The following is a 19790-nucleotide window of genomic DNA, read 5'->3' on the forward strand; positions in this document are numbered from 1 at the left end:
TGACGAGAAACCCGGCTTCGGCCGGGTTTTTTGTTTGAATCAGAATCCCTAGAAGCCCCTCACCCCAGCCCTCTCCCTCAGGGAGAGGGAGCCGACCGAGGTGTCTGGCGTTATACATCGACCTGAAATACCTCGTCGATTATGGAATGGGCAAAACATCTGAGTGAAACACCGTCGATTAAGGATTCGGTAAAGCACTATCAGGTCGGCGCACCTCCGCAGCATCCCCCAATCAGTCCCCTCTCCCTCTGGGAGAGGGTTAGGGTGAGGGGCACTTTCGGATCAACGCAATTTCGCGTCTACTGTCCACCGCTCCAACCACACTCAAGGACTGAATGTGACCACCCCGCGCAACACCCACCTGATCGTCACGGCCCGATTGATCTCCGATTTCGGCGCCTTCCTCAACATGGTCGCGCTGGCCACCTACGTCTACCTGCTGAGCAACAGCGCCATGAGCGTCGGGATTTTCCTCGCCAGTCGTGTGGGCGGGGGGATCTTTGCCAGTCTGATTGGCACCGCGTTTTACCGTCGATGCAGCGGACGCGCACCGCTGATCGCGTTTGATCTGCTGCGCGCTAGCGTGCTCGGTTTGCTGTTGATCGTGCCCGTCAGCCAGCAAGCCATGCTGTTGCCGGTGATTGCCTTCGGTCTGGGCCTGGGCAACTCGATGTTTGCCATCGGCCTCAACAGCCAGTTGCCGCGTCTGATCCCCGCTGATCAATTGCTCAAGGCCAACGCCTGGATCACCTCGGCGTCATCCGCCGCAATGGTCGGTGGCAGTCTGGTTTCAGGTTTGCTGGTCGCGGGGTTTGGTTTTGAAACGGTGTTCGCCCTGAATGCGCTGACCTACCTGCTGGCAGCATTGTTGATAGTGCCGCTGCGTTTTGAACCTGCAACAGCCAACGAGGAAACCGAACGCGGCGAATGGTCAGCGCTCCAGCAAGGTTTGCGTGCTACGCCTGTGATTGCCGCGATGCTTGCGGTGACGATGGCCGACACCTTGGGCAGTGCCGCACACAACGTTGGCTTTCCGATCGTCTCGAAACTGCTCACGCCGGAGTCAGCAAGCACCACGTTGGGTCTGATGCTCGCGGTGTGGGCCAGCGGCAAACTGCTGGGTGCGCGAATCGCCAGCCGTCTCAAGGGCTCGGACAACATTCATCTGGAGCGACGGTTTTTCTTCGGCGTGGCGCTGATGTCCTGCGGCTTTATCCTGATGTTCCAGCAACACAGCCTCTACGGTCTGCTGCTGTTTTCCTTGCCGGCGGGGTTGGGAGACGGTTTTTCCGAAGTCGGGCTGATGTCGCGACTGCAACGCGAACCCGAGCAGTTGCGTCTGCCGATTTTCAGCGTGCTGACCTTGCTGCAAATGACCGGGTTCGGCATCGGCATGCTGATCGCCGCGCCGTTCTACGCGTGGTGGACGCCGGGGGCCGTGGTCATGCTGTTCCACGGCATTCCCCTCGGCACGTTGCTCACGGTGAGGCTGTTGGCGCTCAAGCGCGGGCGGGTTGCGCGCAGCAGCCCGAGGCCAGTTCCTTGAGGATCGGGCAGTCGGGGCGGTGGTCGCCGTTGCAGTGCTCGACGAGGTCTTGCAGGGTGTCGCGCAACTCGCCGAGCTCGCGGATCTTCTGATTCAACTCGTCGATGTGCTGGCGCGCCAAGGCCTTCACATCGGCGCTGGCCCGTTGGCGATCCTGCCAGAGGGTCAGCAGTTTGCCGACCTCTTCCAGCGAAAAGCCCAGGTCCCGCGAGCGCTTGATAAATGCCAGCGTATGCAGGTCATCGTCGCCATAGACCCGGTAACCGCTATCGGTGCGATGCGCTGCCTTGAGCAGGCCGATCGACTCGTAATAGCGGATCATTTTCGCGCTCAGGCCACTGTGTTTGGCAGCTTGACCGATGTTCATCGGTGCTCCTCCAGGTCTTTGGGTTTCCAGGTTTTCAACAGTAGCGCATTGCTCACCACACTGACGCTCGACAGCGCCATGGCCGCACCGGCCAGCACCGGATTGAGGAAGCCGAAGGCTGCCAGCGGAATGCCGATCAGGTTGTAGACGAAGGCCCAGAACAGGTTCTGACGGATCTTTGCATAAGTCTTGCGGCTGATTTCCAGCGCCGCTGGCACCAGCCGTGGATCGCCGCGCATCAAGGTGATGCCCGCCGCGTGCATGGCCACGTCGGTGCCGCCGCCCATGGCGATGCCGATGTCGGCAGCGGCGAGGGCCGGAGCGTCGTTGATGCCATCGCCGACCATGGCGACTACACCGGTTTTTTTCAGCTCGGTGACGGTCGCGGCTTTGTCGGCTGGCAGCACTTCGGCGTGGACATTGCTGATGCCCAAGGCTTCGGCGACGACTTTGGCACTGCCGCGATTGTCGCCGGTCAGCAAATGGCTGTGGATATCCCGGGCGGCGAGTTGTTGCACGGCTTCCAGTGCACCGGGTTTCAAGGTGTCACCGAAGGCGAACAAGGCGAGTACTTTCGGTTCAGGACTTTGTTCGATTAACCACGACAGGGTGCGGCCCTCGGCCTCCCATGCCAGGGCAGATTCGCGGAGGTTACCCGCGCTCAAAGCACTTTCTTCGAGCATCCGCCGATTGCCCAGCGCCAGACGTCGACCATCGAGACTGCCGGCGATGCCACGACCGGTCAGCGACTGGCTGTCGCTGACATCGGGCACCGTCAGGCCGCGCTCGGCGGCTGCATCCAGCACTGCTTTGGCCAGCGGATGTTCACTGCCGCGTTGCAGTGCGCCGGCCAATCTCAGCAGGTGGTTTTCATCACCATCGACCGCACTGAAATGGGCAATACGCGGTGTGCCAGAGGTCAGCGTGCCGGTCTTGTCGAACACCACACTGCTGACTTCATGGGCGCGCTCCAGTGCTTCGGCGTCCTTGATCAAAATGCCGTGGCGCGCAGCGACTCCGGTGCCGGCCATTATCGCCGTCGGCGTCGCAAGACCCAGTGCACACGGGCAAGCGATGACCAGAACAGCGACCGCATTGATCAGCGCAGTTTCGATTGGCGCGCCGTAGAGCCACCAGCCGATCAGTGTCACCAAGGCAATCAGCAACACCGTCGGCACGAAGATCTGGCTGACTTTATCCACCAGTTTCTGGATCGGCGCCTTGGCGGCCTGAGCGTCCTCGACCAGACGAATGATACGCGCGAGTACGGTTTCCGCACCGAGCGCCTGAGTGCGCACCAGCAAGCGCCCTTCACCGTTGATCGCGCCGCCGGTGACTTTGTCGCCCGGCTGTTTCGGCACCGGCAGACTTTCGCCACTGATCAGCGCTTCATCGGCATGACTCTGGCCTTCGATGACTTCGCCATCGACCGGGAAACGTTCGCCGGGTTTGACCAGAACCAGGTCGTTCAGGCGCAACGCGCTGATGGCGACATCCTGCTCGCGGCCGTCGATCACTTGAATCGCCCGCTCCGGACGCAACGCTTCCAGCGCGCGGATGGCGCTGGCAGTCTGGCGTTTGGCGCGGCTCTCCAGGTATTTGCCAAGCAGCACCAAAGCGATAACCACTGCCGACGCTTCGAAATACAGGTGCGGCATGCGCCCGGCAGCGGTGGCCCATTCGTAAAGACTCAGGCCATAACCGGCGCTGGTGCCGAGGGCGACCAGCAAGTCCATATTGCCAGCGCCGGCGCGCACGGCTTTCCACGCGGCGACGTAGAAGCGTGCACCGAAAATGAATTGCACCGGCGTGGCGAGGGCAAATTGTGCCCAGGCCGGGAGCATCCAGTGGATGCCGAACGGTTGCAGCAACATCGGCGCCACCAGCGGCAGAGCCAGGGCGATCGCGCAGATCAGCGCCCAGCGTTCATGTTTCAGCCGCAGCTGTTGGTTATCGGTTTGTGGGTGTTCAGCTTGCCAGACGCTGGCCGAATAACCGGCTTTGGTGACGGCCTCGATCAGGCGTTGTGGGTCGACCTGACCGAGCAATTCGAGGTGTGCACGTTCGTTGGCGAGGTTGACGCTGACGCTTTTCACCCCGAGGACTTTGTTCAGCGCACGCTCGACGCGACCGACGCACGAGGCGCACGTCATGCCCTCGATGTTCAGCTCGATGGTTTGCTGCGGGACGCTGTACCCGGCACGTTCGACCGCGTCCATCAACGCCGGCAAGCTGTCGCCGGGCGCCTGCACACGGGCTTGCTCGGTGGCGAGGTTGACGCTGACGGCACTGGCGCCGCTGACTTTGCTCAAGGCCCGCTCGACACGCCCGGCGCAACTGGCGCAAGTCATGCCGGCAATCGGCAGATCGAAAGTGATGGAATCGGACATCGGTCGTACTCCCTGTAGTAGATGCCTACAAGGATCAACCTTGCCATGCGGGCAAGGTCAAGCGCCAATCTCAAAAGCAAAAGATCGCAGCCTTCGGCAGCACCTACATTGGAATGCAATCCCTGTAGGAGCTGCCGAAGGCTGCGATCTTTTGGCTAGCGACTCAGTATTCGAGAGCCGCAGGCTTCAAGTAGACGCCTTCGGAATTCATCGCCAACCGATACTTCAGTACATCACCGGCATGCAATTTGATCTCCTGCGACCCTGGCGCGAGCATCCCCGGATTGCAGCCGGCGACCTGTCCCGGCAGCAACTTCAAGCGCAGCGAAACAGTGCCCGGCGGCAGGTTGAAGGAAATGCTTTGCTCCTGCAGCAGTCGCGCCGACAGCTGATCCTGGATGTACACGCCGATCTCGCAGGAGGTCGACACTTCCAGACGCTCGCGGGAAATAATCAGCACCGCATAATCCTCACCAGCGGCTTGCACTGTAGGAATTGCGGCAAAGAGACTGAGAAAGCCAAACAGGCTGAAAGCTGACCAGCGCATGGCTGAATCTCCTGAATCGAGTCATTGATGTACGCAGCTTGGCCGAGCGCGGCGCCGATTGCCAGCCCGGCAGTTTATTCAAGAACTTGACCTTGCCATCGTGGCAAGCTCGAAACTGCCGGCAATCTCACTCAAGGGAGTTATTCCATGCAAGTGTTCAATGTTCAAGGCATGTCCTGTGGTCACTGCGTTAAAGCCATCACCAATGCCGTGCAGGCCAGGGATCCGGCGGCCAGCGTGCGTGTCGACCTGGCCGCGAAAGCGGTCGGCGTCGAAAGTGCGCTGAGCGCCGAGCAGGTGATTGAGGTCATCAGCGAAGAAGGCTACGCAGTGAAACTCGCCTGTTTTTATAGTTAGCGAGCTATCGGAATGTTCAAGGCGTCCGGGCGCGGCTAGACTGTCGGGCTGCCGACTTGCCAACCTGGATGCCTGATGAACTTCCGTACCATTCTGATTCTCGGTGCCTTGACCGCCTTCGGGCCCTTGGCGATCGACTTCTATTTACCCGCATTTCCCTCGATGGCGCTGGCGTTCGGCACCGACGAGAAACACGTGCAGATGACGCTGGCGGCGTATTTCGCCGGCTTGTCCATCGGCCAACTGGCCTATGGCCCAGTGGCGGATCGTTTTGGCCGACGCATTCCGTTGCTCGTCGGGCTTACGCTGTTCACCCTGGCATCCCTGGCCTGCGCTTATGCGCCAAACCTGGAGTGGCTGATCGGTGCGCGTTTCGTCCAGGCATTGGGCGGTTGTGCGGGGATGGTGATTTCCCGGGCCGTGGTCAGTGACAAATGCGACGCGGTGGGTTCGGCGAAAGTCTTCTCGCAATTGATGCTGGTGATGGGCCTGGCGCCGATTCTGGCGCCGATGCTCGGCGGTCTGCTGGTCAATACCACAGGCTGGCAGTCGATCTTCCTGGTGCTGACCGGGTTCAGTGCGCTGGCCGGATTGGCGGTGGCGCTGGGGTTGCCGGAAAGTATGCCCGCGCACATGCCGCGCCAGCCGTTGTCCGGCGCACTGCGTCAGTACGGGCGCCTGCTCAAGGATCGGGTTTATCTCGGTCATGCCCTGACCGGTGGCATCGCCATTGCCGGGATGTTTGCTTACATCGCCGGCTCGCCGTTCATCTTCATCAAACTGTATGGCGTCCCGGCCGAGCATTTTGGATGGTTGTTCGGCACCAACGCGGCGGGTTTCATTCTGGTGGCGCAGGTCAATGCACGGCTGTTGGCCAAACGTGGTCCGGCGTTCCTGCTGTCGCGGGCAGTGTGGGTGTATTTCGCCGCCGGGCTGACGCTGCTCGCGGTCAGCGCGATGCATACCGAATCCTTGTGGCCGCTGCTGATTCCACTGTTCATCTGCGTATCGAGCCTGGGTTGCATCAGCCCCAACGCCGCCGCTTGCGCGATGAACGGGCAGGGCGCACGGGCCGGCAGTGCTTCGGCGCTGCTCGGCTGCATGCAATTCAGTGTCGCCGCCGGCGCTTCGGCGCTGGTGGGGGTGTTGCACGACGGCACCGCCGTGCCGATGGCCATGGTCATCAGCCTGTGCGGTTTGCTGGTGGTGTGCGTGGCGCTGCTCACCCGCCGTCTGCAGAATGCCCGGGCTTTGGCGCAAGCTCAGGCCGAGGTATAAAAGCCTCAGCCGGCGGCGCGCTGCTGGCTGCGGTCGGGAATCTGATGGGGCGCGCAAAGTCGCGCTTCGAGGGTGCGGGTGAAGGCCAATGCTTCGGCTTCACTGCGGAATGTCACAGCGTGTTGGTCCAGACGAACCTGCCATTGAGACTTTGCCACTTCTTTTATCAGGATCTTCATTGCTGACCTCCCTTGCGTAAAAGATGTATCGCAGAGGCTTCGATTGTAGACCTGAATACGATCGCAATTGTGACAACGGTCAAGCATCGGACTGACGGCAAAAAACCTCCGGCAGCCCCTGTAGGAGCTGCCGAAGGCTACGATCCTTTGATCTTAGAAACCTTCTAAAACAATTTTCCCCTTGGCTTTGCCACTTTCCAGCAGCTCATGGGCGCGACGCAGGTTCGCCGCATTGATCGTGCCGAAATGCTCGCCCACCGTGGTCCTCAACGTCCCGGCATCAATCAGCTCAGCCACGCGATTGAGCAGTTTGTGCTGCTCGATCATGTCCGGCGTTTCGAACAGCGAGCGGGTGTACATGAACTCCCAGTGCAGCGACAGGCTCTTGCGCTTGAGTTTACTGATGTCCAGCGACTTCGGATCGTCGATCAGTGCCAGTTTGCCTTGCGGCGCCAGCGCCTCGACCAGTTGATCCAGGTGCTGGTCGGTCTGGGTCAGGCTGGCAACGTGGGTCACGCTGTCGATCCCGGCGCGCTTGAGCTCTTCGCTCAGCGGTTGGCTGTGATCGATGACCAGGTCGGCGCCCAGTTCTTTGACCCAGTCGCGGGTCTGCTCGCGGGACGCAGTGCCGATGACTTTAAGAGCGGTCAATTGCTTGGCCAATTGCGTGAGGATCGAGCCAACCCCGCCGGCCGCACCGACGATCAGCAGGCGCTGATCTTCATTGGTTTTGCTTTCGCGGATTTGCAGACGTTCGAAGAGCAATTCCCAGGCGGTGATCGCGGTCAGCGGCAGCGCGGCGGCTTCGGCAAAACCGAGGGATTGCGGCATATGGCCGACGATGCGCTCATCCACCACGTGCAGTTCGCTGTTGCCGCCGGCACGGGCGATGGAGCCGGCGTAAAAGACTCTGTCGCCAGCCTTGAATAACGTCACGTCGCTGCCAACAGCCTTGACCACACCGGCAACGTCCCAGCCCAGCACTTTCGCCGCGCCGTTTTCCGGCGCCACGTTCTGCCGCACTTTGGTGTCGACCGGGTTGACCGAGATGGCTTTAACCTCCACCAGCAGGTCGCGCGGGCCGGCGACCGGCTCTGGCAGTTCGATGTCTTGCAGGGATTTGGCGTCGCTGATCGGCAGGGACGCGTAATAGGCGATGGCTTTCATGAGTGGCTCCGTACAGGTAATAGCAGAAGGGATCAGGCAATCGCGCCGAGGCGCTTGAGCTGGAAGTGTTCGATGCTGTGGCCGGCGCTGGCCTGGAAGCGCTGGAAATGCGCGCTGGCGTTGTGCGCCTCAAGAATCGCTTCGCTGGCCCAGTGCTCGATCACATAGAACACCTGTGGGTCGGTGAGATCGCGGTGCAAGTCGTACTGGCTGCAACCTTCTTCGGCGCGACTCGGTTCAACCAGTGCGCGCAGGCCCTGTTCAAGAAGATCCTGTTGGCCCGGTTTGGCAATCAGGGTGGCGATAGCGGTGAACGGCTGGGACATGCTCGGCTCCAGAGAAGCGGGATGAATGCGATGGAGAGATGATTGGCTATTTCTCTACAAGATAAAACCGGCTAAAAGAGTAGTCTCTTTCAATATTTTTTTGATAATCGAGGCTGAGCATGCTGCGTTTTGACGACTTGCAGTTGTTTGTCCGGGCGGCGGATCTGGGCAGTCTTTCGGCGGCCGCGCGGGTCATGGACATGTCTGCAGCCGTCGCCAGTGCGGCGTTGAAGCGAATCGAACAGCAGCTCGGTGCGCGCCTGCTCGCTCGCTCGACCCGCAGTTTGCGCCTGACGGCCGAGGGCGAAGGCTTTCTTGAATATGCGCGTGCGGCACTGAGCAACCTCGATGAAGGCCGGCGTCTGCTGGCCAGCGGGCAGGATCAGGTCAGCGGGGTGTTGCAGTTGTCGGCGCCTTCGGACTTCGGCCGCAACCTGCTGCTGCCGTGGCTCGATGAGTTCCAGCGCGAGCACCCGAAGCTGACCGTGCGTTTGCTGCTTGGCGACCGCATCGCCGACCTGTTTCGGCAACCGGTAGACGTCGCCTTGCGCTATGGCGAGCCGGAAGACTCAAGTCTGGTCGCCTTACCCATCGCCCCGAATAACCGGCGTGTGCTGTGCGCCTCGCCGGCGTATCTGTCCCGGCACGGCGAACCACGTCAGCTTGAGCAATTGGCCCAGCACAACTGCCTGCTGTACATGCTCGGCAGCCGGGTTCATGACCACTGGAGTTTTCACGACGGTAAACGTGAAGTCGGTCTGACCGTCAGTGGTGACCGTTTCAGCGATGACGCCGACGTTGTGCGCCTGTGGGCGGTGGCCGGCGCTGGAATTGCCTACAAGTCGTGGCTGGACGTGGGTGCCGATGTGCTCGCCGGGCGGCTCAAAGTGCTTCTGCCAGAGCTGCTTTGTGAGCGCGCACCGCTGAATTTGCTGTGCGCCCATCGCGCCCAATTGAGTAAGCCGGTGAACCTTCTGAGGGAAATGCTCGCCAGCCGATGCGCTGAATTGAGTAGTCAATTTCCCGTTTTTTCGGAAGTTGATCATTAGTCGCAGGTAAATAGAGAAATTTCTGTCAGGAACAATCACCACCTGTGCAGGCCCCGGCGCGGGACGCGGGAGCTAACCCGCTTATACTAGCGGCCGCCTCATGCCAGCACCGACACCCCGGCCCGGAGACCCACGCATCGCGTCGCCAGTCTTCGAGTGACGGTCGCGCAACTGCTGCGGGTTCTGTGCCGGAGCAGGCTGCGTCAGCGGCTTGCCTCGCCCCGGTTCATGGCGATTTTCGCGTCTTGGCCGATGACTCATTACCGGCCAAGATGTCTCCGAGCAGTAGACGATACGATTCAACAGGGAGTGAACACATGGAACATGCACCTTGCATCAGCCAGATTGCCACGCTGCTGGCCGACCCCAAGCGCAGCGCGATGATGTGGGCGTTGATGGATGGCTCGGCCCGGCAAACCGAGGAGCTTGCGCTACTGGCAGGGCTGTCGCCGTCGTCGGCCAGCGCACATCTGGCGCGGCTTTCCACGGGTGGTCTGTTGAAGGTCGAAGTCCGTGGTCGCAAACGCTTTTTCCGTCTCTCGGCACCGGAGATCGGGGCCGCGATAGAAGCATTGGCCAGCGCGACCATCGCCAGTGCTCCAAGGGAAATTCCCGAAGTATTCAAACGCACCACCCCCATGGCCAAACCGCAGACCGCGCCGTCCTCGTTGTTGCGTGCGCGTTTTTGCGATGACCACCTCGGCGGCACGCTGGCGGCGGATCTGTATCAGCGGCTGCTCGATGCCGGCTGGATCGAGCAGCTTGAACAACGCGTCGTGGTGACCCACAAAGGGGCGAAATTGTTGGCCGGGCGCGGCGTGTTCATTCAGGCGCTGGCTCATCGCAACGTACAAGTGGCGTGCGCTTGCCCGGACTGGAGCGAGCGCCGTCCGCACATGGGTGGCTCACTCGGCGCGGCGTTGTTGCAGCTGTTCATGCAGTCCGGTTGGCTGACACTGCCCAACGACTCAAGAGCCTTGCAATTGACGACCACCGGCCAACGGGAACTGCATCGTTTCGCCAAGGAAAACGAGCTGGAAATGGCGTTGTAGAGCACTCGCATTCGACGCCAGCACTTCTGGCGTCGTCCACGGCTGCGAACAGGTCGCATCCAGCACGAACACCGTGTCGCTATCGCGCACACTCGATCCGGGGACATTTCGGATGGGGGAGGCGGCATGGACACACACGGCTATAGCGCAGCAGAACGTTTGGAACGACTGCCCATCAGCGGTTATCACCGGATCATTTTCATCATCATCGCCCTGGCGTTTTTCTTCGACTCCATGGACCTGGCGATGATGACGTTCCTGCTGGGCTCGATCAAAGCCGAGTTCGGTCTGAGCACTGCGCAAGCGGGACTGCTCGCCAGTTCGAGTTTTTTCGGCATGGTGCTGGGAGCGTCGCTGTCCGGCATGCTCGCCGATCGCTTCGGGCGCAAACCGGTGTTTCAGTGGAGCATCGTGTTGTGGGGCGTGGCCAGTTATCTGTGCTCGACGGCGCAAACGGTCGAGACGCTGACGCTGTTTCGCATCCTGTTGGGGATCGGCATGGGCATGGAGTTTCCGATCGCCCAGTCGATGCTGTCAGAGCTGATTCCGGCGCAACGACGCGGGCGTTACATCGCGTTGATGGATGGTTTCTGGCCGCTCGGTTTCGTGGCGGCCGGCGTACTGTCTTACTTTCTGCTGCCGTTAATTGGCTGGCGCGACATCTTTCTGGTGTTGGCAGTGCCGGCAGTGTTTGTGTTGGCGATCCGCTTTTTCATTCCCGAGTCACCGCGCTGGCTGGAGCAGGCCGGTAAGCATGACGCGGCCGACAAGGTGTTGAATGGCATCGAGGCGCGGGTACGTTCGTCGCTCGGCGGTGCCGCGTTGCCAGAACCGATTCGTTTGCCGCGCACCGTGACGCCGCCCGGCGATTTTTTCGCGGCGCTCAAGCAGATCTGGTCGCCACAGTATCGCCAGCGTACGACGATGATCTGGAGTCTGTGGTTCTTTGCGCTGCTGGGATTTTATGGTCTGACGTCGTGGCTCAGCGCGTTGCTGCAACAATCGGGTTTTGCCGTGACGCAGTCGGTGTATTACACGGTGCTGATTTCCCTGGGCGGGATCCCCGGATTTCTCATGGCGGCGTGGCTGGTCGAGCGTTGGGGGCGCAAACCGGTGTGCATCGTCACGTTGCTGGGCGGCGGGATGATGGCGTTTCTGTATGGGCAGAGCGCGGTATTTGGCGGCAACGTGGCGCTGCTGATCGGCACCGGGCTGTTGATGCAGTTTTTCCTGTTCGGTATGTGGGCGGTGCTCTACACCTACACACCGGAGCTGTATCCGACGTCGGCGCGGGCAACCGGTTCGGGCTTTGCCTCGGCGATTGGCCGCGTGGGTTCTCTGCTCGGGCCGTTGGTGACCGGGCTGGTGTTCCCGATTACCGGGCAGGGCGGGGTGTTCGCGCTGGGGGCAGCATGTTTCGCGATTGCGGCGGGGGTGGTGTGGTTGTTCGGGATGGAGACGCGGGGGAAAACCCTGGAAGAGCTGACTGAAGCCCAATCTATCGGCTAACACCGATCCAATGTAGGAGTGAGCCTGCTCGCGATAGCGGAGTGTCAGATATAGATTTTTAGCTGACACTCCGCTATCGCGAGCAGGCTCACTCCTACAAGGGTTTTGCGGTGTTGCTTATGGTTTTACCAGGCGCGCATCCAGGCTGTTCTGCGCCAGGCGCTTGGCCTGATCCTGAGTCATGCCCAAATGCTCATGCAGCGCGTAGAAGTTCTCGGTCACGTAACCACCGAAATACGCCGGGTCATCGGAGTTCACCGTGACCTTCACGCCACGCTCGAGCATGTCGAGAATGTTGTGCTGCGACATGTGATCGAACACGCAGAGTTTGGTGTTCGACAACGGGCACACGGTCAGCGGGATCTGTTCGTCGATGATCCGCTGCATCAGACGTTCGTCTTCGATGGCGCGCACGCCATGGTCGATACGCTGGATTTTCAGCAGGTCGATGGCTTCCCAGATGTACTCCGGCGGGCCTTCTTCGCCAGCGTGAGCGACGGTCAGGAAGCCTTCGTGACGGGCACGATCGAACACGCGCTGAAACTTGCTTGGCGGGTGGCCCATCTCGGAACTGTCCAGACCGACCGCGACAAACGCGTCACGGAACGGCAGCGCCTGATCGAGGGTTTTCTCGGCTTCTTCTTCACTGAGGTGGCGCAGGAAGCTGAGGATCAAACCGCTGGTGATACCCAGTTGCTGCTCGCCATCCTTCAATGCCGCCGCGATGCCGTTGAGCACTACTTCAAACGGGATTCCCCGGTCGGTGTGGGTCTGCGGGTCGAAGAACGGTTCGGTGTGAATCACGTTCTGTGCTTTGCAGCGCAGCAGGTACGCCCAGGTCAGGTCGTAGAAATCCTGCGAGGTGCGCAACACGTCGGCACCCTGGTAATACAGGTCGAGGAATTCCTGCAGGTTGTTGAAGGCGTAAGCCTTGCGCAGGGTTTCCACGTCATTCCACGGCAGGGCGATCTTGTTGCGTTCGGCCAGGGCGAACAGCAGCTCGGGCTCCAGCGAGCCTTCCAGGTGCAGGTGCAGTTCAGCCTTGGGCAAGGCGTTGAGCCAGTCGTACATATTCTTTTCTCATCAGGTGCAATGACGGCATTCTACAGATGCTCGCCGAAACAATTGGCAAAACCTGACCAAGCGATCCATCACACAGCTTCTTGCTCACGGCGATAAGCGTAGGTATCGGCGAAGCGCGACAGCAGGAATTCGGCACAAGTGGTCGTCGAATATTTGGCTGGATGCTGTGCGTCCTGACAACCGGGCAGGCATTCGATGCGCGTGTCCGGGTGCGGCTCGGCGAAGAACGGCATCGAATAGCGATCCACGCCCAGCGGGCTGATTACCCGGTGCGGGGTCGAGCGATAACGATCATTGCTCCAGCGCGCCATCATGTCGCCGAGGTTGACCACGAAAGTGCCGTCGATCGGTGGCGCGTCGATCCATTCGCCTTTGACATTTTTCACCTGCAGGCCGCCGGCGCTGTCCTGATAGAGCAGGGTGATGCAGCCGTAATCGGTGTGCGCGCCGGCGCCTTGCTGCTCGGCGGAGCTGGCGGTGTGGCGCGGGGGGTAATGGATCATGCGCAGCACGCTGACCGGATCAACGAAGCGGCTGTCGAAGAAGTCGCGCTCGATGTCGAGGGCGAGGGTCATAGCGCGCAGCAGGGTTTGCGCGAGGGCTTGCATGTCGAGGTAGTGCTGCTCCATCAAGTCTGCCCATCCCGCTTGCGCTGGATGACGGTTCGGCCCGCGTAGAGGTTTTTCCGCGAGCACGTCGGGATGGCTGGCCGGCAGGTGCAGACCCATGTCGAAGGTTTCTTTGAGGTCGCTGGGTTTGCTCGGGTCGAGTTGCTCAGTGGCGATGGCGCCGTAGCCGCGATGGTGGCGGGTCTGGGTGATGTCGATCTTGAGTTTTTCCGCTGTGGGCAGAGCAAAAAAACGCTGAGTCTGATCAAGCACGGCTGTGATGCGTTGCGCTGAAATCGGATGACCCTTGATGTAGAAAAAGCCCCATTCGCGGCAGGCTTGGTCAATCTGCCCGGCGACCGCAGGCCAGGCGTTTTCGTCGTCGGAGTAGAGCGGGCTGATATCGATGATCGGAAGCTGATCCATACACAATCCTTGAAAAGTACGGGAGATCGTTCCCACGCTCCGCGTGGGAATGCCTCAATGGACGCTCTGCGTCCGCTTTTGGCAGGGACGCAGAGCGTCCCGAGCGGCAGCGTGGGAACGATCGGGGTCAAGTGGGTTACTTCGGCATCTCAGCCTTCATGCCTTCCACGTAATAGTTCATCGACGCCAGTTCCGCATTCGTCGCGCTCACGCCCGCCGGGATTTTCTCGACCCCGGCCTGATCCTTGATCGGCCCGGTGAACGGCTGGAACGTGCCGCTCTTGATGTCAGCAATGATCTGCTCGGCCTCGGCTTTCACCGGTGCCGGCACCAGATCGCTGATCGGCAGTTCAACCGTGCCTTCCTTCAACCCGCCCCAGTAGTCCTGGGATTTCCAGGTGTGATCGATCACGCTCTGCGTCGCCTGAATATAGTGCGGTGCCCAGTCGTTGACGATCGACGTCAGCACGGCTTTCGGCCCGAAGTGCGCCATGTCCGAGGCATAACCCACCGCGTACACGCCACGACGTTCGGCGGCCTGAATCGGCGCCGGGCTGTCGGTGTGCTGGAACACCACGTCGACGCCCTGATCGATCAACGCGTTGGCCGCATCCGCTTCTTTGCCCGGGTCGAACCAGGAGTTGACCCACACCACTTTGATCTCGGTGCCCGGGTTGTATTTGTTCAAGGCCAACTGAATCGAGTTGATGTCGCGGATCACCTCGGGGATCGGGAACGAGGCGACGTAGCCGATTTTCTTGGTCTTGGTCATCTTCGCCGCGAGGAAACCGCCGACGTAGCGACCTTCGTAGGTGCGCGCCAGATAGGTGCCGAGGTTCTTGTCCTGTTTGTAGCCGGTGGCGTGTTCGAAGGTCACCTTGGGAAATTGCTTGGCGACTTTCAGCGTCGGGTTCATGTAGCCGAAAGAGGTGGTGAAGATCAGGTCGTAGTTGTCCTTGGCCATGTTGCGGATCACCCGCTCGGCGTCGGCGCCTTCAGCGACGTTCTCGACGTAGTTGGTGGTGATCTGATTGCCGAACTTCTCGGCGAGTGCCTTGCGCCCCTGTTCATGCTGATACGTCCAGCCGTGGTCACCGATCGGGCCGATGTAGACGAAACCGACCTTCAGCGGATCGGCAGCGCTGGCGCTCAGACTGATCCCCAGACCGAGGGCGGCGCACAGCAGTTTGTGCAGCGGACGTATTTGCATGAATTCGAACTCCATTTTGTTGTGTGTGGTCAGGGTCAATGCAAATTGCTGACCAACAGGACAACAAACAAAAAGATCGCAGCCTTCGGCAGCTCCTACATGAGAATGCGCAACCTGTAGGAGCTGCCGAAGGCTGCGATCTTTTCAGCGCCAGAACCAACGCAGTGCAAGTCAGCGGATTCACGCTATCGGTTGGTGCGCTAAGGTGTAACGAAACGTTAGCGTCGCCCCGCAGTCAGTAGCTCATTCGCACTCTTCGGCAAAAGGCCCGCCATGCTCACCATCCTCAAGCAAGAAAGCTTTCTGCTACTGGCCGTCATCGCCGCGTGCGTCGCCTATCCGTTGGAACACTGGATGCTGCACAGCGGCCAGACCGTCGCGCTGACTGCCGGTCTGGTGCTGATCGCTTTCATCGTCGCCGCCTCGATGCGCGTCGCCCATCACGCCGAATTGCTCGCGGAAAAGGTCGGTGACCCTTACGGCACGATGATCCTCACACTCGCGGCCGTGCTGGTCGAAGTGGTGATTCTGGCAATCATGATGAGCAACGAAGCGTCGCCCACGTTAGTGCGTGACACGATCTATTCGGCGGTGATGCTCGACATCAACGGCATCCTCGGTCTCGCTGCGCTGATGGGCGGGATCAAGCACGGCGAACAGTCCTACAACGACGATTCCGCGCGCAGCTACAGCGTGATGATCCTCACCGCCATGGGCGTGTCGATGGTGGTGCCGGAGTTTATTCCCGAGGCCAACTGGAAGATTTATTCGGCGTTCACCATCGGTGCAATGGTGGTGCTTTACGCGCTGTTTCTGCGCATGCAAGTCGGCCCGCACAGTTATTTTTTCAGTTACAGCTACCCGGACAAACGCCGCAAGAAAGAACCGCAGGACGCGCAGGTGAAAGCACCGAGTATTGGCCTGTCGATCGGCATTCTGGTGTTTGGCATTGTGGTGATCGGCGCACTGGCCGAAGTGATGTCGAAGACCCTCGATCTGGGTCTGGAAGGCACGGGCGCGCCGCCGGTGATCACGGCGATTCTGGTGGCGGCCATTTCAGCAGCACCGGAGATTTTGACCGCGTTGCGCGCAGCGTTGGCCAACCGCATGCAGTCGGTGGTGAACATTGCGATGGGCGCGTCACTGTCGACGGTGATCTTGACGGTGCCAGTTATGGAAGCGATGGCGCTGTATACCGGCCAGCCGTTTCAGATGGCGATGACACCAGTGCAGACGGTGATGATTTTCCTGACGTTGATCGTCAGCGCGATCAACCTCAATGACGGCGAAACCAACGCCATCGAAGGCATGACGCACTTCGTGCTGTTCGCGACCTTCATCATGCTGTCCCTGCTAGGCCTCTGATGATTGATCGTTCCCACGCTCCGCTTGGGAACGCCGCCATGGACGCTCTGCGTCCGCTGCTGGGACGCGGAGCGTCCCGAGATGCATTCCCACGCAGAGCGTGGGAATGATCAGATGGGGAGGGGGATCAGGTACCGGCGATCAGCTGGCGCGCCGCCTGGCTGTGATCGGCAATCAGGCCTTTCAGATCAAGCCCTTCAACCTGCCCATCAACCACACGCCACTTGCCACCAATCATCACCCGATCCGCACGATCGGCGCCGCACAACAACAGCGCCGAAATCGGATCATGGCTGCCGGAGAAGCGCAGCTCATCAAGCTTGAACAACGCCAGATCCGCCTGCTTGCCCACGGCAATCTCACCAATATCGGTACGGCCCAACAAGCTCGCCGAACCCTTGGTCGCCCAACCCAGCACGCGTTCCGGGGTGATCTTCTCGGCGCCGTAACGCAGACGCTGGATGTACAACGCCTGACGCGCTTCGAGAATCATGTTCGAGGCATCGTTGGACGCCGAACCATCGACGCCCAGACCAAACAGCGCACCGGCGTCAGTCAGATCGATACTCGGGCAAATGCCGGAAGCCAGACGCATGTTCGAACTCGGGCAATGGCAAATGCCGGTGCCAGCTTGACCCAGGCGAGCGATTTCGTCCGGATTGAAATGGATGCCGTGGGCCAGCCAGGTACGTGGGCCGAGCCAGCCGACGCTGTCGAGATAATCGACAGTGCGCAGGCCGAAACGCTGCAGGCAGAAATCTTCTTCATCGAGGGTTTCCGCCAGGTGCGTGTGCAGGCGCACGTCGAGCTTGTTCGCCAGTTGAGCGCTGGCCGACATGATTTCCGGGGTCACCGAAAAAGGTGAGCAGGGCGCCAGCGCGATCTGGATCTGCGCGCCATCGCCACGTTCGTGGTACTCGTGAATCAGGCGCTGACTGTCGTCGAGAATCACCTGGCCTTCCTGCACGGTCTGCTGCGGTGGCAGGCCGCCGTCCTTCTCACCGAGGCTCATCGAACCGCGAGTGAGCATGGCGCGCATACCAAGTTCACGGACGCTTTCGACCTGTACGTCGATGGCGTTTTCCAGACCGTCCGGGAACAGGTAGTGGTGGTCGGCCGCGGTGGTGCAGCCCGACAGCAGCAGCTCGGCCAAAGCGACTTTGGTGGCGAGGGCGAGTTTCTCAGGTGTCAGACGCGCCCACACCGGGTACAGGGTTTTCAGCCACGGGAACAACGGCTGATTGACCACCGGCGCCCAAGCGCGGGTGAGGGTTTGATAGAAGTGATGGTGAGTGTTGATCAAGCCCGGCAGGATCACATGCTCGCGGGCATCGAACACTTCATTGCACGGCGCCGACGGCTGTTGGCCGGCTGCGAGGACTTCGACGATGACACCGTCTTGCACGACAAGACCGCCACGGGCATCGAGCTCGTTAGAGGTGAAAATGGCGAGGGGATTTTTTAACCAGGTACGGGTCGCGGGCATGTTGCCGGCTCCTCTGAAAATGGGTTCAGGGTTGCCAGCTCAGTGATGCCCTGTCTGCTGATCCAGGGTCGCCGCGGGGGACGAGGTGCGCAGTTTCAAATAAAACGCCGCATCGGGCAAGCCCAACCCGACCATTCACCACACAACCAAAATACACAACCCCTGTAGGAGCTGCCGAAGGCTGCGATCTTTTGATCCTAAAAACAACATCAAAAGATCGCAGCCTTCGGCAGCTCCTACAAGGATTTGTATGCTTACCAGGGAATGGTTTCGCCTTTGTAATTGATGAAGTGATGCCCACCCTTGCCGGTGTACGCATTCACCTGATCGACCAGCCCACGGGTGCTGGTTTCCACGTCGAGGTCAGCCCCTTCGCCGCCCATATCGGTCTTCACCCAACCCGGATGCAGCGACAACACTGTCATCTTCTGCTCACCCAGTTGCGTGACAAAACTGTTGGTCATCGAATTCAGCGCAGCCTTGCTCGCCTTGTACAGCGCCAGTTCCGGCGCGTCCGGCACGGTCACGCTGCCCAGTCCGGAACTCATGAACGCCAGCACACCACTGCCGTCACGAATCTGCCCGGCAAAACGCTGGGCCAGATTGATCGGCGCCACCGCGTTGGTGAAAAACAGCTGACCGACTTCAGCCAGTGTCGCGCCGCCCGGGGTCTGATCGGCCGGGCCTTTGACCCCGGCGTTGACGAACAGCAGATCAAAGGTTTCGCCCTTGAGTTGCTGACTCAATGCGATCACCGCTTGCTGATCGTCCATGTCGAGCTTCTCGATCCGCACGTTGCCCAGCGCTTGCAGCGCTTGAGCATTGGCAGGATTGCGCACGGTGGCGGTGACTTGCCAGCCGTCGGCGAGCAGGGTTTTCACCAGACCGAGGCCAAGGCCACGGGAGGCGCCGATGATCAGTGCGTTTTTTGCAGACATGAGGGGCTTCCTTGATGAATGAGGATCATGGATTCAATGGACAGGCCTGACCGAGGCGAAGTTGCAGTTCCTGACGCAGCGCGCCGAGTTCGCCCATGCGGGTTTCGATCAATTGCAGCTTGTCGCGCAGCAACTGCGCCACGGCGTTGTCCGGATCGGGAGCGTTCCACAATGCGGCAACGCTATCGCCGATCTCGCCGAGGGTAAATCCCAGGCGCTGCGCAGTCTTGATATAGAGCACCAGTTGCACCATCTCCGGCGGATAGTCGCGATAACCGTTGGCACTGCGCTGCGCCGCAATCAACCCGCGTTGCTCGTAGAAACGCAGGGTGTCACGGCTGACGGCGCTGGCCTGGGCTAATTCACCGATGCGCATGCTGGTTCTCAAAAGAGGTATTGACCCTGGAGCATACTCCAGGCTTTACCGTGGATGCTCCCTGAATTTCTGGAGCAAGGAATATGTGGACTTCAACGCAGTATCGCAATGTGGTGCGCGGCAGCGCCTGGTATGACTTGATCGTCACGGCGGCGTTTGCCACGCCGTGGAGTTTTGCCGTTTTGCATGGTTTTTTGACCGCACTGAATTTACCCGGCGAACTGCCAGCGTTTCAGTCTGTGCATATGTTGATGGCGAATCTGCTGGGTTCGGTGGTGTGTGTTTGGGCGGTGCTGCGGATTCGCGATCCGCAGGCGCTCTATGGACGGTATGACGCGGTGGCCAGGTTTCTGTTTGCGGCTTGGCAGGCGTACGCCTTGTTGCACGGCGCCAGTTCGATATTGCTGGTTTTTCTGGTTTTCGAACTGGCGTGGGGCATTGCTCAAGTGTTGCCTGTGCGGACGCCTTCGCGAGCAAGCTCGCTCCCACAGGGGATCTGAGTGAACTCGGTCAACTAATGAAATGGTTACC

20 protein-coding genes are annotated in these 19790 nt (G+C 60.3%); 8 read left to right on the forward strand and 12 right to left on the reverse strand.

What is annotated here, in order from left to right; genetic code table 11:
• The first annotated feature begins 337 nt into the window (after positions 1 to 337).
• The gene (locus FGA82_RS01790) at positions 338 to 1546 is read left to right on the forward strand and encodes an MFS transporter (protein ID WP_141125829.1); all 1209 of its coding nucleotides are present in this window, start codon (positions 338 to 340) and stop codon (positions 1544 to 1546) included.
• Here FGA82_RS01790 and cueR read toward each other — a convergent pair.
• The 3 genes from cueR to FGA82_RS01805 all read right to left on the reverse strand — a co-directional run bounded on the left by cueR (position 1500) and on the right by FGA82_RS01805 (position 4850).
• Positions 1500 to 1913 (reverse strand): Cu(I)-responsive transcriptional regulator, encoded by a 414-nt coding sequence (gene cueR, locus FGA82_RS01795; RefSeq protein WP_095122009.1) that lies wholly within the window; start codon positions 1911 to 1913, stop codon positions 1500 to 1502. The two genes, FGA82_RS01790 and cueR, sit on opposite strands and share 47 nt — an antisense overlap.
• Positions 1910 to 4303, reverse strand: coding sequence for a copper resistance metal-translocating P1-type ATPase CueA (gene cueA / locus FGA82_RS01800; protein WP_141125830.1), 2394 nt, complete (start codon positions 4301 to 4303; stop codon positions 1910 to 1912). The genes cueR and cueA overlap by 4 nt, the downstream gene beginning before the upstream one ends.
• A gap of 163 nt (positions 4304 to 4466) precedes the next feature.
• Positions 4467 to 4850 carry a hypothetical protein gene (locus FGA82_RS01805; RefSeq protein WP_141125831.1) on the reverse strand — a complete coding sequence of 128 codons (384 nt, stop codon included), beginning with the start codon at positions 4848 to 4850 and terminating at the stop codon, positions 4467 to 4469.
• A 147-nt stretch (positions 4851 to 4997) separates the two neighbouring features.
• On the opposite strand from FGA82_RS01805, the gene FGA82_RS01810 reads away from it, so the two are divergent.
• Entirely contained in the window at positions 4998 to 5207 is a 210-nt protein-coding gene (locus FGA82_RS01810) for a cation transporter (protein WP_141125832.1), read from the forward strand.
• 75 nt (positions 5208 to 5282) lie between these two features.
• Positions 5283 to 6485, forward strand: coding sequence for a multidrug effflux MFS transporter (locus FGA82_RS01815; RefSeq protein ID WP_141125833.1), 1203 nt, complete (start codon positions 5283 to 5285; stop codon positions 6483 to 6485).
• A 5-nt stretch (positions 6486 to 6490) separates the two neighbouring features.
• Here the strand turns inward: FGA82_RS01815 and FGA82_RS32045 are convergent, their stop codons facing one another.
• The 3 genes from FGA82_RS32045 to FGA82_RS01825 all read right to left on the reverse strand — a co-directional run bounded on the left by FGA82_RS32045 (position 6491) and on the right by FGA82_RS01825 (position 8157).
• Positions 6491 to 6664, reverse strand: a complete 174-nt coding sequence (locus FGA82_RS32045) for a hypothetical protein (protein ID WP_007914687.1) — start codon at positions 6662 to 6664, stop codon at positions 6491 to 6493.
• Between the two features lie 153 nt (positions 6665 to 6817).
• Positions 6818 to 7831 (reverse strand): zinc-binding alcohol dehydrogenase family protein, encoded by a 1014-nt coding sequence (locus FGA82_RS01820; protein ID WP_141125834.1) that lies wholly within the window; start codon positions 7829 to 7831, stop codon positions 6818 to 6820.
• A gap of 32 nt (positions 7832 to 7863) precedes the next feature.
• Positions 7864 to 8157: a putative quinol monooxygenase gene (locus FGA82_RS01825; RefSeq protein WP_141125835.1), complete on the reverse strand. Its 294-nt coding sequence runs from the start codon at positions 8155 to 8157 to the stop codon at positions 7864 to 7866.
• Positions 8158 to 8276: 119 nt separating this feature from the next.
• Between FGA82_RS01825 and FGA82_RS01830 the strand changes: the two genes are divergently transcribed.
• From FGA82_RS01830 to FGA82_RS01840, 3 genes are all read left to right on the forward strand, one after another.
• Positions 8277 to 9206: a LysR family transcriptional regulator gene (locus FGA82_RS01830; RefSeq protein ID WP_141125836.1), complete on the forward strand. Its 930-nt coding sequence runs from the start codon at positions 8277 to 8279 to the stop codon at positions 9204 to 9206.
• A gap of 317 nt (positions 9207 to 9523) precedes the next feature.
• Entirely contained in the window at positions 9524 to 10258 is a 735-nt protein-coding gene (locus FGA82_RS01835) for an ArsR/SmtB family transcription factor (RefSeq protein ID WP_141125837.1), read from the forward strand.
• 126 nt (positions 10259 to 10384) lie between these two features.
• A complete protein-coding gene (locus tag FGA82_RS01840) occupies positions 10385 to 11767 on the forward strand; it encodes an MFS transporter (protein WP_141125838.1) in 1383 nt (460 codons plus the stop codon).
• 117 nt (positions 11768 to 11884) lie between these two features.
• Here FGA82_RS01840 and FGA82_RS01845 read toward each other — a convergent pair whose 3' ends face one another.
• The 3 genes from FGA82_RS01845 to FGA82_RS01855 form a co-directional block, all read right to left on the reverse strand.
• Positions 11885 to 12838: an adenosine deaminase gene (locus FGA82_RS01845; RefSeq protein WP_008082147.1), complete on the reverse strand. Its 954-nt coding sequence runs from the start codon at positions 12836 to 12838 to the stop codon at positions 11885 to 11887.
• An 80-nt stretch (positions 12839 to 12918) separates the two neighbouring features.
• Complete coding sequence (locus FGA82_RS01850) at positions 12919 to 13884, reverse strand: 2-oxoglutarate and iron-dependent oxygenase domain-containing protein (RefSeq protein WP_141125839.1); 966 nt, start codon at positions 13882 to 13884, stop codon at positions 12919 to 12921.
• Positions 13885 to 14020: 136 nt separating this feature from the next.
• Positions 14021 to 15094 carry a BMP family ABC transporter substrate-binding protein gene (locus tag FGA82_RS01855; RefSeq protein ID WP_141125840.1) on the reverse strand — a complete coding sequence of 358 codons (1074 nt, stop codon included), beginning with the start codon at positions 15092 to 15094 and terminating at the stop codon, positions 14021 to 14023.
• Between the two features lie 273 nt (positions 15095 to 15367).
• On the opposite strand from FGA82_RS01855, the gene FGA82_RS01860 reads away from it, so the two are divergent.
• Positions 15368 to 16459, forward strand: a complete 1092-nt coding sequence (locus FGA82_RS01860; RefSeq protein ID WP_141125841.1) for a calcium:proton antiporter — start codon at positions 15368 to 15370, stop codon at positions 16457 to 16459.
• Positions 16460 to 16586: 127 nt separating this feature from the next.
• Here the strand turns inward: FGA82_RS01860 and FGA82_RS01865 are convergent, their stop codons facing one another.
• The 3 genes from FGA82_RS01865 to FGA82_RS01875 all read right to left on the reverse strand — a co-directional run bounded on the left by FGA82_RS01865 (position 16587) and on the right by FGA82_RS01875 (position 19259).
• The gene (locus FGA82_RS01865; RefSeq protein ID WP_141125842.1) at positions 16587 to 17945 is read right to left on the reverse strand and encodes an 8-oxoguanine deaminase; all 1359 of its coding nucleotides are present in this window, start codon (positions 17943 to 17945) and stop codon (positions 16587 to 16589) included.
• 254 nt (positions 17946 to 18199) lie between these two features.
• Positions 18200 to 18883 (reverse strand): SDR family oxidoreductase, encoded by a 684-nt coding sequence (locus FGA82_RS01870; RefSeq protein WP_141125843.1) that lies wholly within the window; start codon positions 18881 to 18883, stop codon positions 18200 to 18202.
• A 25-nt stretch (positions 18884 to 18908) separates the two neighbouring features.
• The gene (locus tag FGA82_RS01875) at positions 18909 to 19259 is read right to left on the reverse strand and encodes a MerR family transcriptional regulator (RefSeq protein ID WP_141125844.1); all 351 of its coding nucleotides are present in this window, start codon (positions 19257 to 19259) and stop codon (positions 18909 to 18911) included.
• 83 nt (positions 19260 to 19342) lie between these two features.
• Here FGA82_RS01875 and FGA82_RS01880 point away from each other — a divergent pair, with 83 nt between their 5' ends.
• Entirely contained in the window at positions 19343 to 19759 is a 417-nt protein-coding gene (locus tag FGA82_RS01880; protein WP_141125845.1) for a hypothetical protein, read from the forward strand.
• Positions 19760 to 19790: the final 31 nt, after the last annotated feature.

Origin of the sequence: Pseudomonas fluorescens, from assembly GCF_005938625.1 — a bacterium.
Classification (GTDB): Bacteria; Pseudomonadota; Gammaproteobacteria; order Pseudomonadales; family Pseudomonadaceae; genus Aquipseudomonas; species Aquipseudomonas fluorescens_BD.

Excerpts from the sequence above, each read along its gene's own strand:
- FGA82_RS01845 (WP_008082147.1), bottom strand. The coding sequence starts at position 12,838 with ATGTACGACTGGCTCAACGCCTTGCCCAAGGCTGAACTGCACCTGCAC.
- FGA82_RS01875 (WP_141125844.1), bottom strand. The coding sequence starts at position 19,259 with ATGCGCATCGGTGAATTAGCCCAGGCCAGCGCCGTCAGCCGTGACACC.
- FGA82_RS01855 (WP_141125840.1), bottom strand. The coding sequence starts at position 15,094 with ATGCAAATACGTCCGCTGCACAAACTGCTGTGCGCCGCCCTCGGTCTG.
- cueA (WP_141125830.1), bottom strand. The coding sequence starts at position 4,303 with ATGTCCGATTCCATCACTTTCGATCTGCCGATTGCCGGCATGACTTGC.
- FGA82_RS01820 (WP_141125834.1), bottom strand. The coding sequence starts at position 7,831 with ATGAAAGCCATCGCCTATTACGCGTCCCTGCCGATCAGCGACGCCAAA.
- FGA82_RS01815 (WP_141125833.1), top strand. The coding sequence starts at position 5,283 with ATGAACTTCCGTACCATTCTGATTCTCGGTGCCTTGACCGCCTTCGGG.
- FGA82_RS01810 (WP_141125832.1), top strand. The coding sequence starts at position 4,998 with ATGCAAGTGTTCAATGTTCAAGGCATGTCCTGTGGTCACTGCGTTAAA.
- cueR (WP_095122009.1), bottom strand. The coding sequence starts at position 1,913 with ATGAACATCGGTCAAGCTGCCAAACACAGTGGCCTGAGCGCGAAAATG.
- FGA82_RS01880 (WP_141125845.1), top strand. The coding sequence starts at position 19,343 with ATGTGGACTTCAACGCAGTATCGCAATGTGGTGCGCGGCAGCGCCTGG.
- FGA82_RS01840 (WP_141125838.1), top strand. The coding sequence starts at position 10,385 with ATGGACACACACGGCTATAGCGCAGCAGAACGTTTGGAACGACTGCCC.
- FGA82_RS01825 (WP_141125835.1), bottom strand. The coding sequence starts at position 8,157 with ATGTCCCAGCCGTTCACCGCTATCGCCACCCTGATTGCCAAACCGGGC.
- FGA82_RS01850 (WP_141125839.1), bottom strand. The coding sequence starts at position 13,884 with ATGGATCAGCTTCCGATCATCGATATCAGCCCGCTCTACTCCGACGAC.
- FGA82_RS01860 (WP_141125841.1), top strand. The coding sequence starts at position 15,368 with ATGCTCACCATCCTCAAGCAAGAAAGCTTTCTGCTACTGGCCGTCATC.
- FGA82_RS32045 (WP_007914687.1), bottom strand. The coding sequence starts at position 6,664 with ATGAAGATCCTGATAAAAGAAGTGGCAAAGTCTCAATGGCAGGTTCGT.
- FGA82_RS01805 (WP_141125831.1), bottom strand. The coding sequence starts at position 4,850 with ATGCGCTGGTCAGCTTTCAGCCTGTTTGGCTTTCTCAGTCTCTTTGCC.
- FGA82_RS01830 (WP_141125836.1), top strand. The coding sequence starts at position 8,277 with ATGCTGCGTTTTGACGACTTGCAGTTGTTTGTCCGGGCGGCGGATCTG.
- FGA82_RS01835 (WP_141125837.1), top strand. The coding sequence starts at position 9,524 with ATGGAACATGCACCTTGCATCAGCCAGATTGCCACGCTGCTGGCCGAC.
- FGA82_RS01865 (WP_141125842.1), bottom strand. The coding sequence starts at position 17,945 with ATGCCCGCGACCCGTACCTGGTTAAAAAATCCCCTCGCCATTTTCACC.
- FGA82_RS01870 (WP_141125843.1), bottom strand. The coding sequence starts at position 18,883 with ATGTCTGCAAAAAACGCACTGATCATCGGCGCCTCCCGTGGCCTTGGC.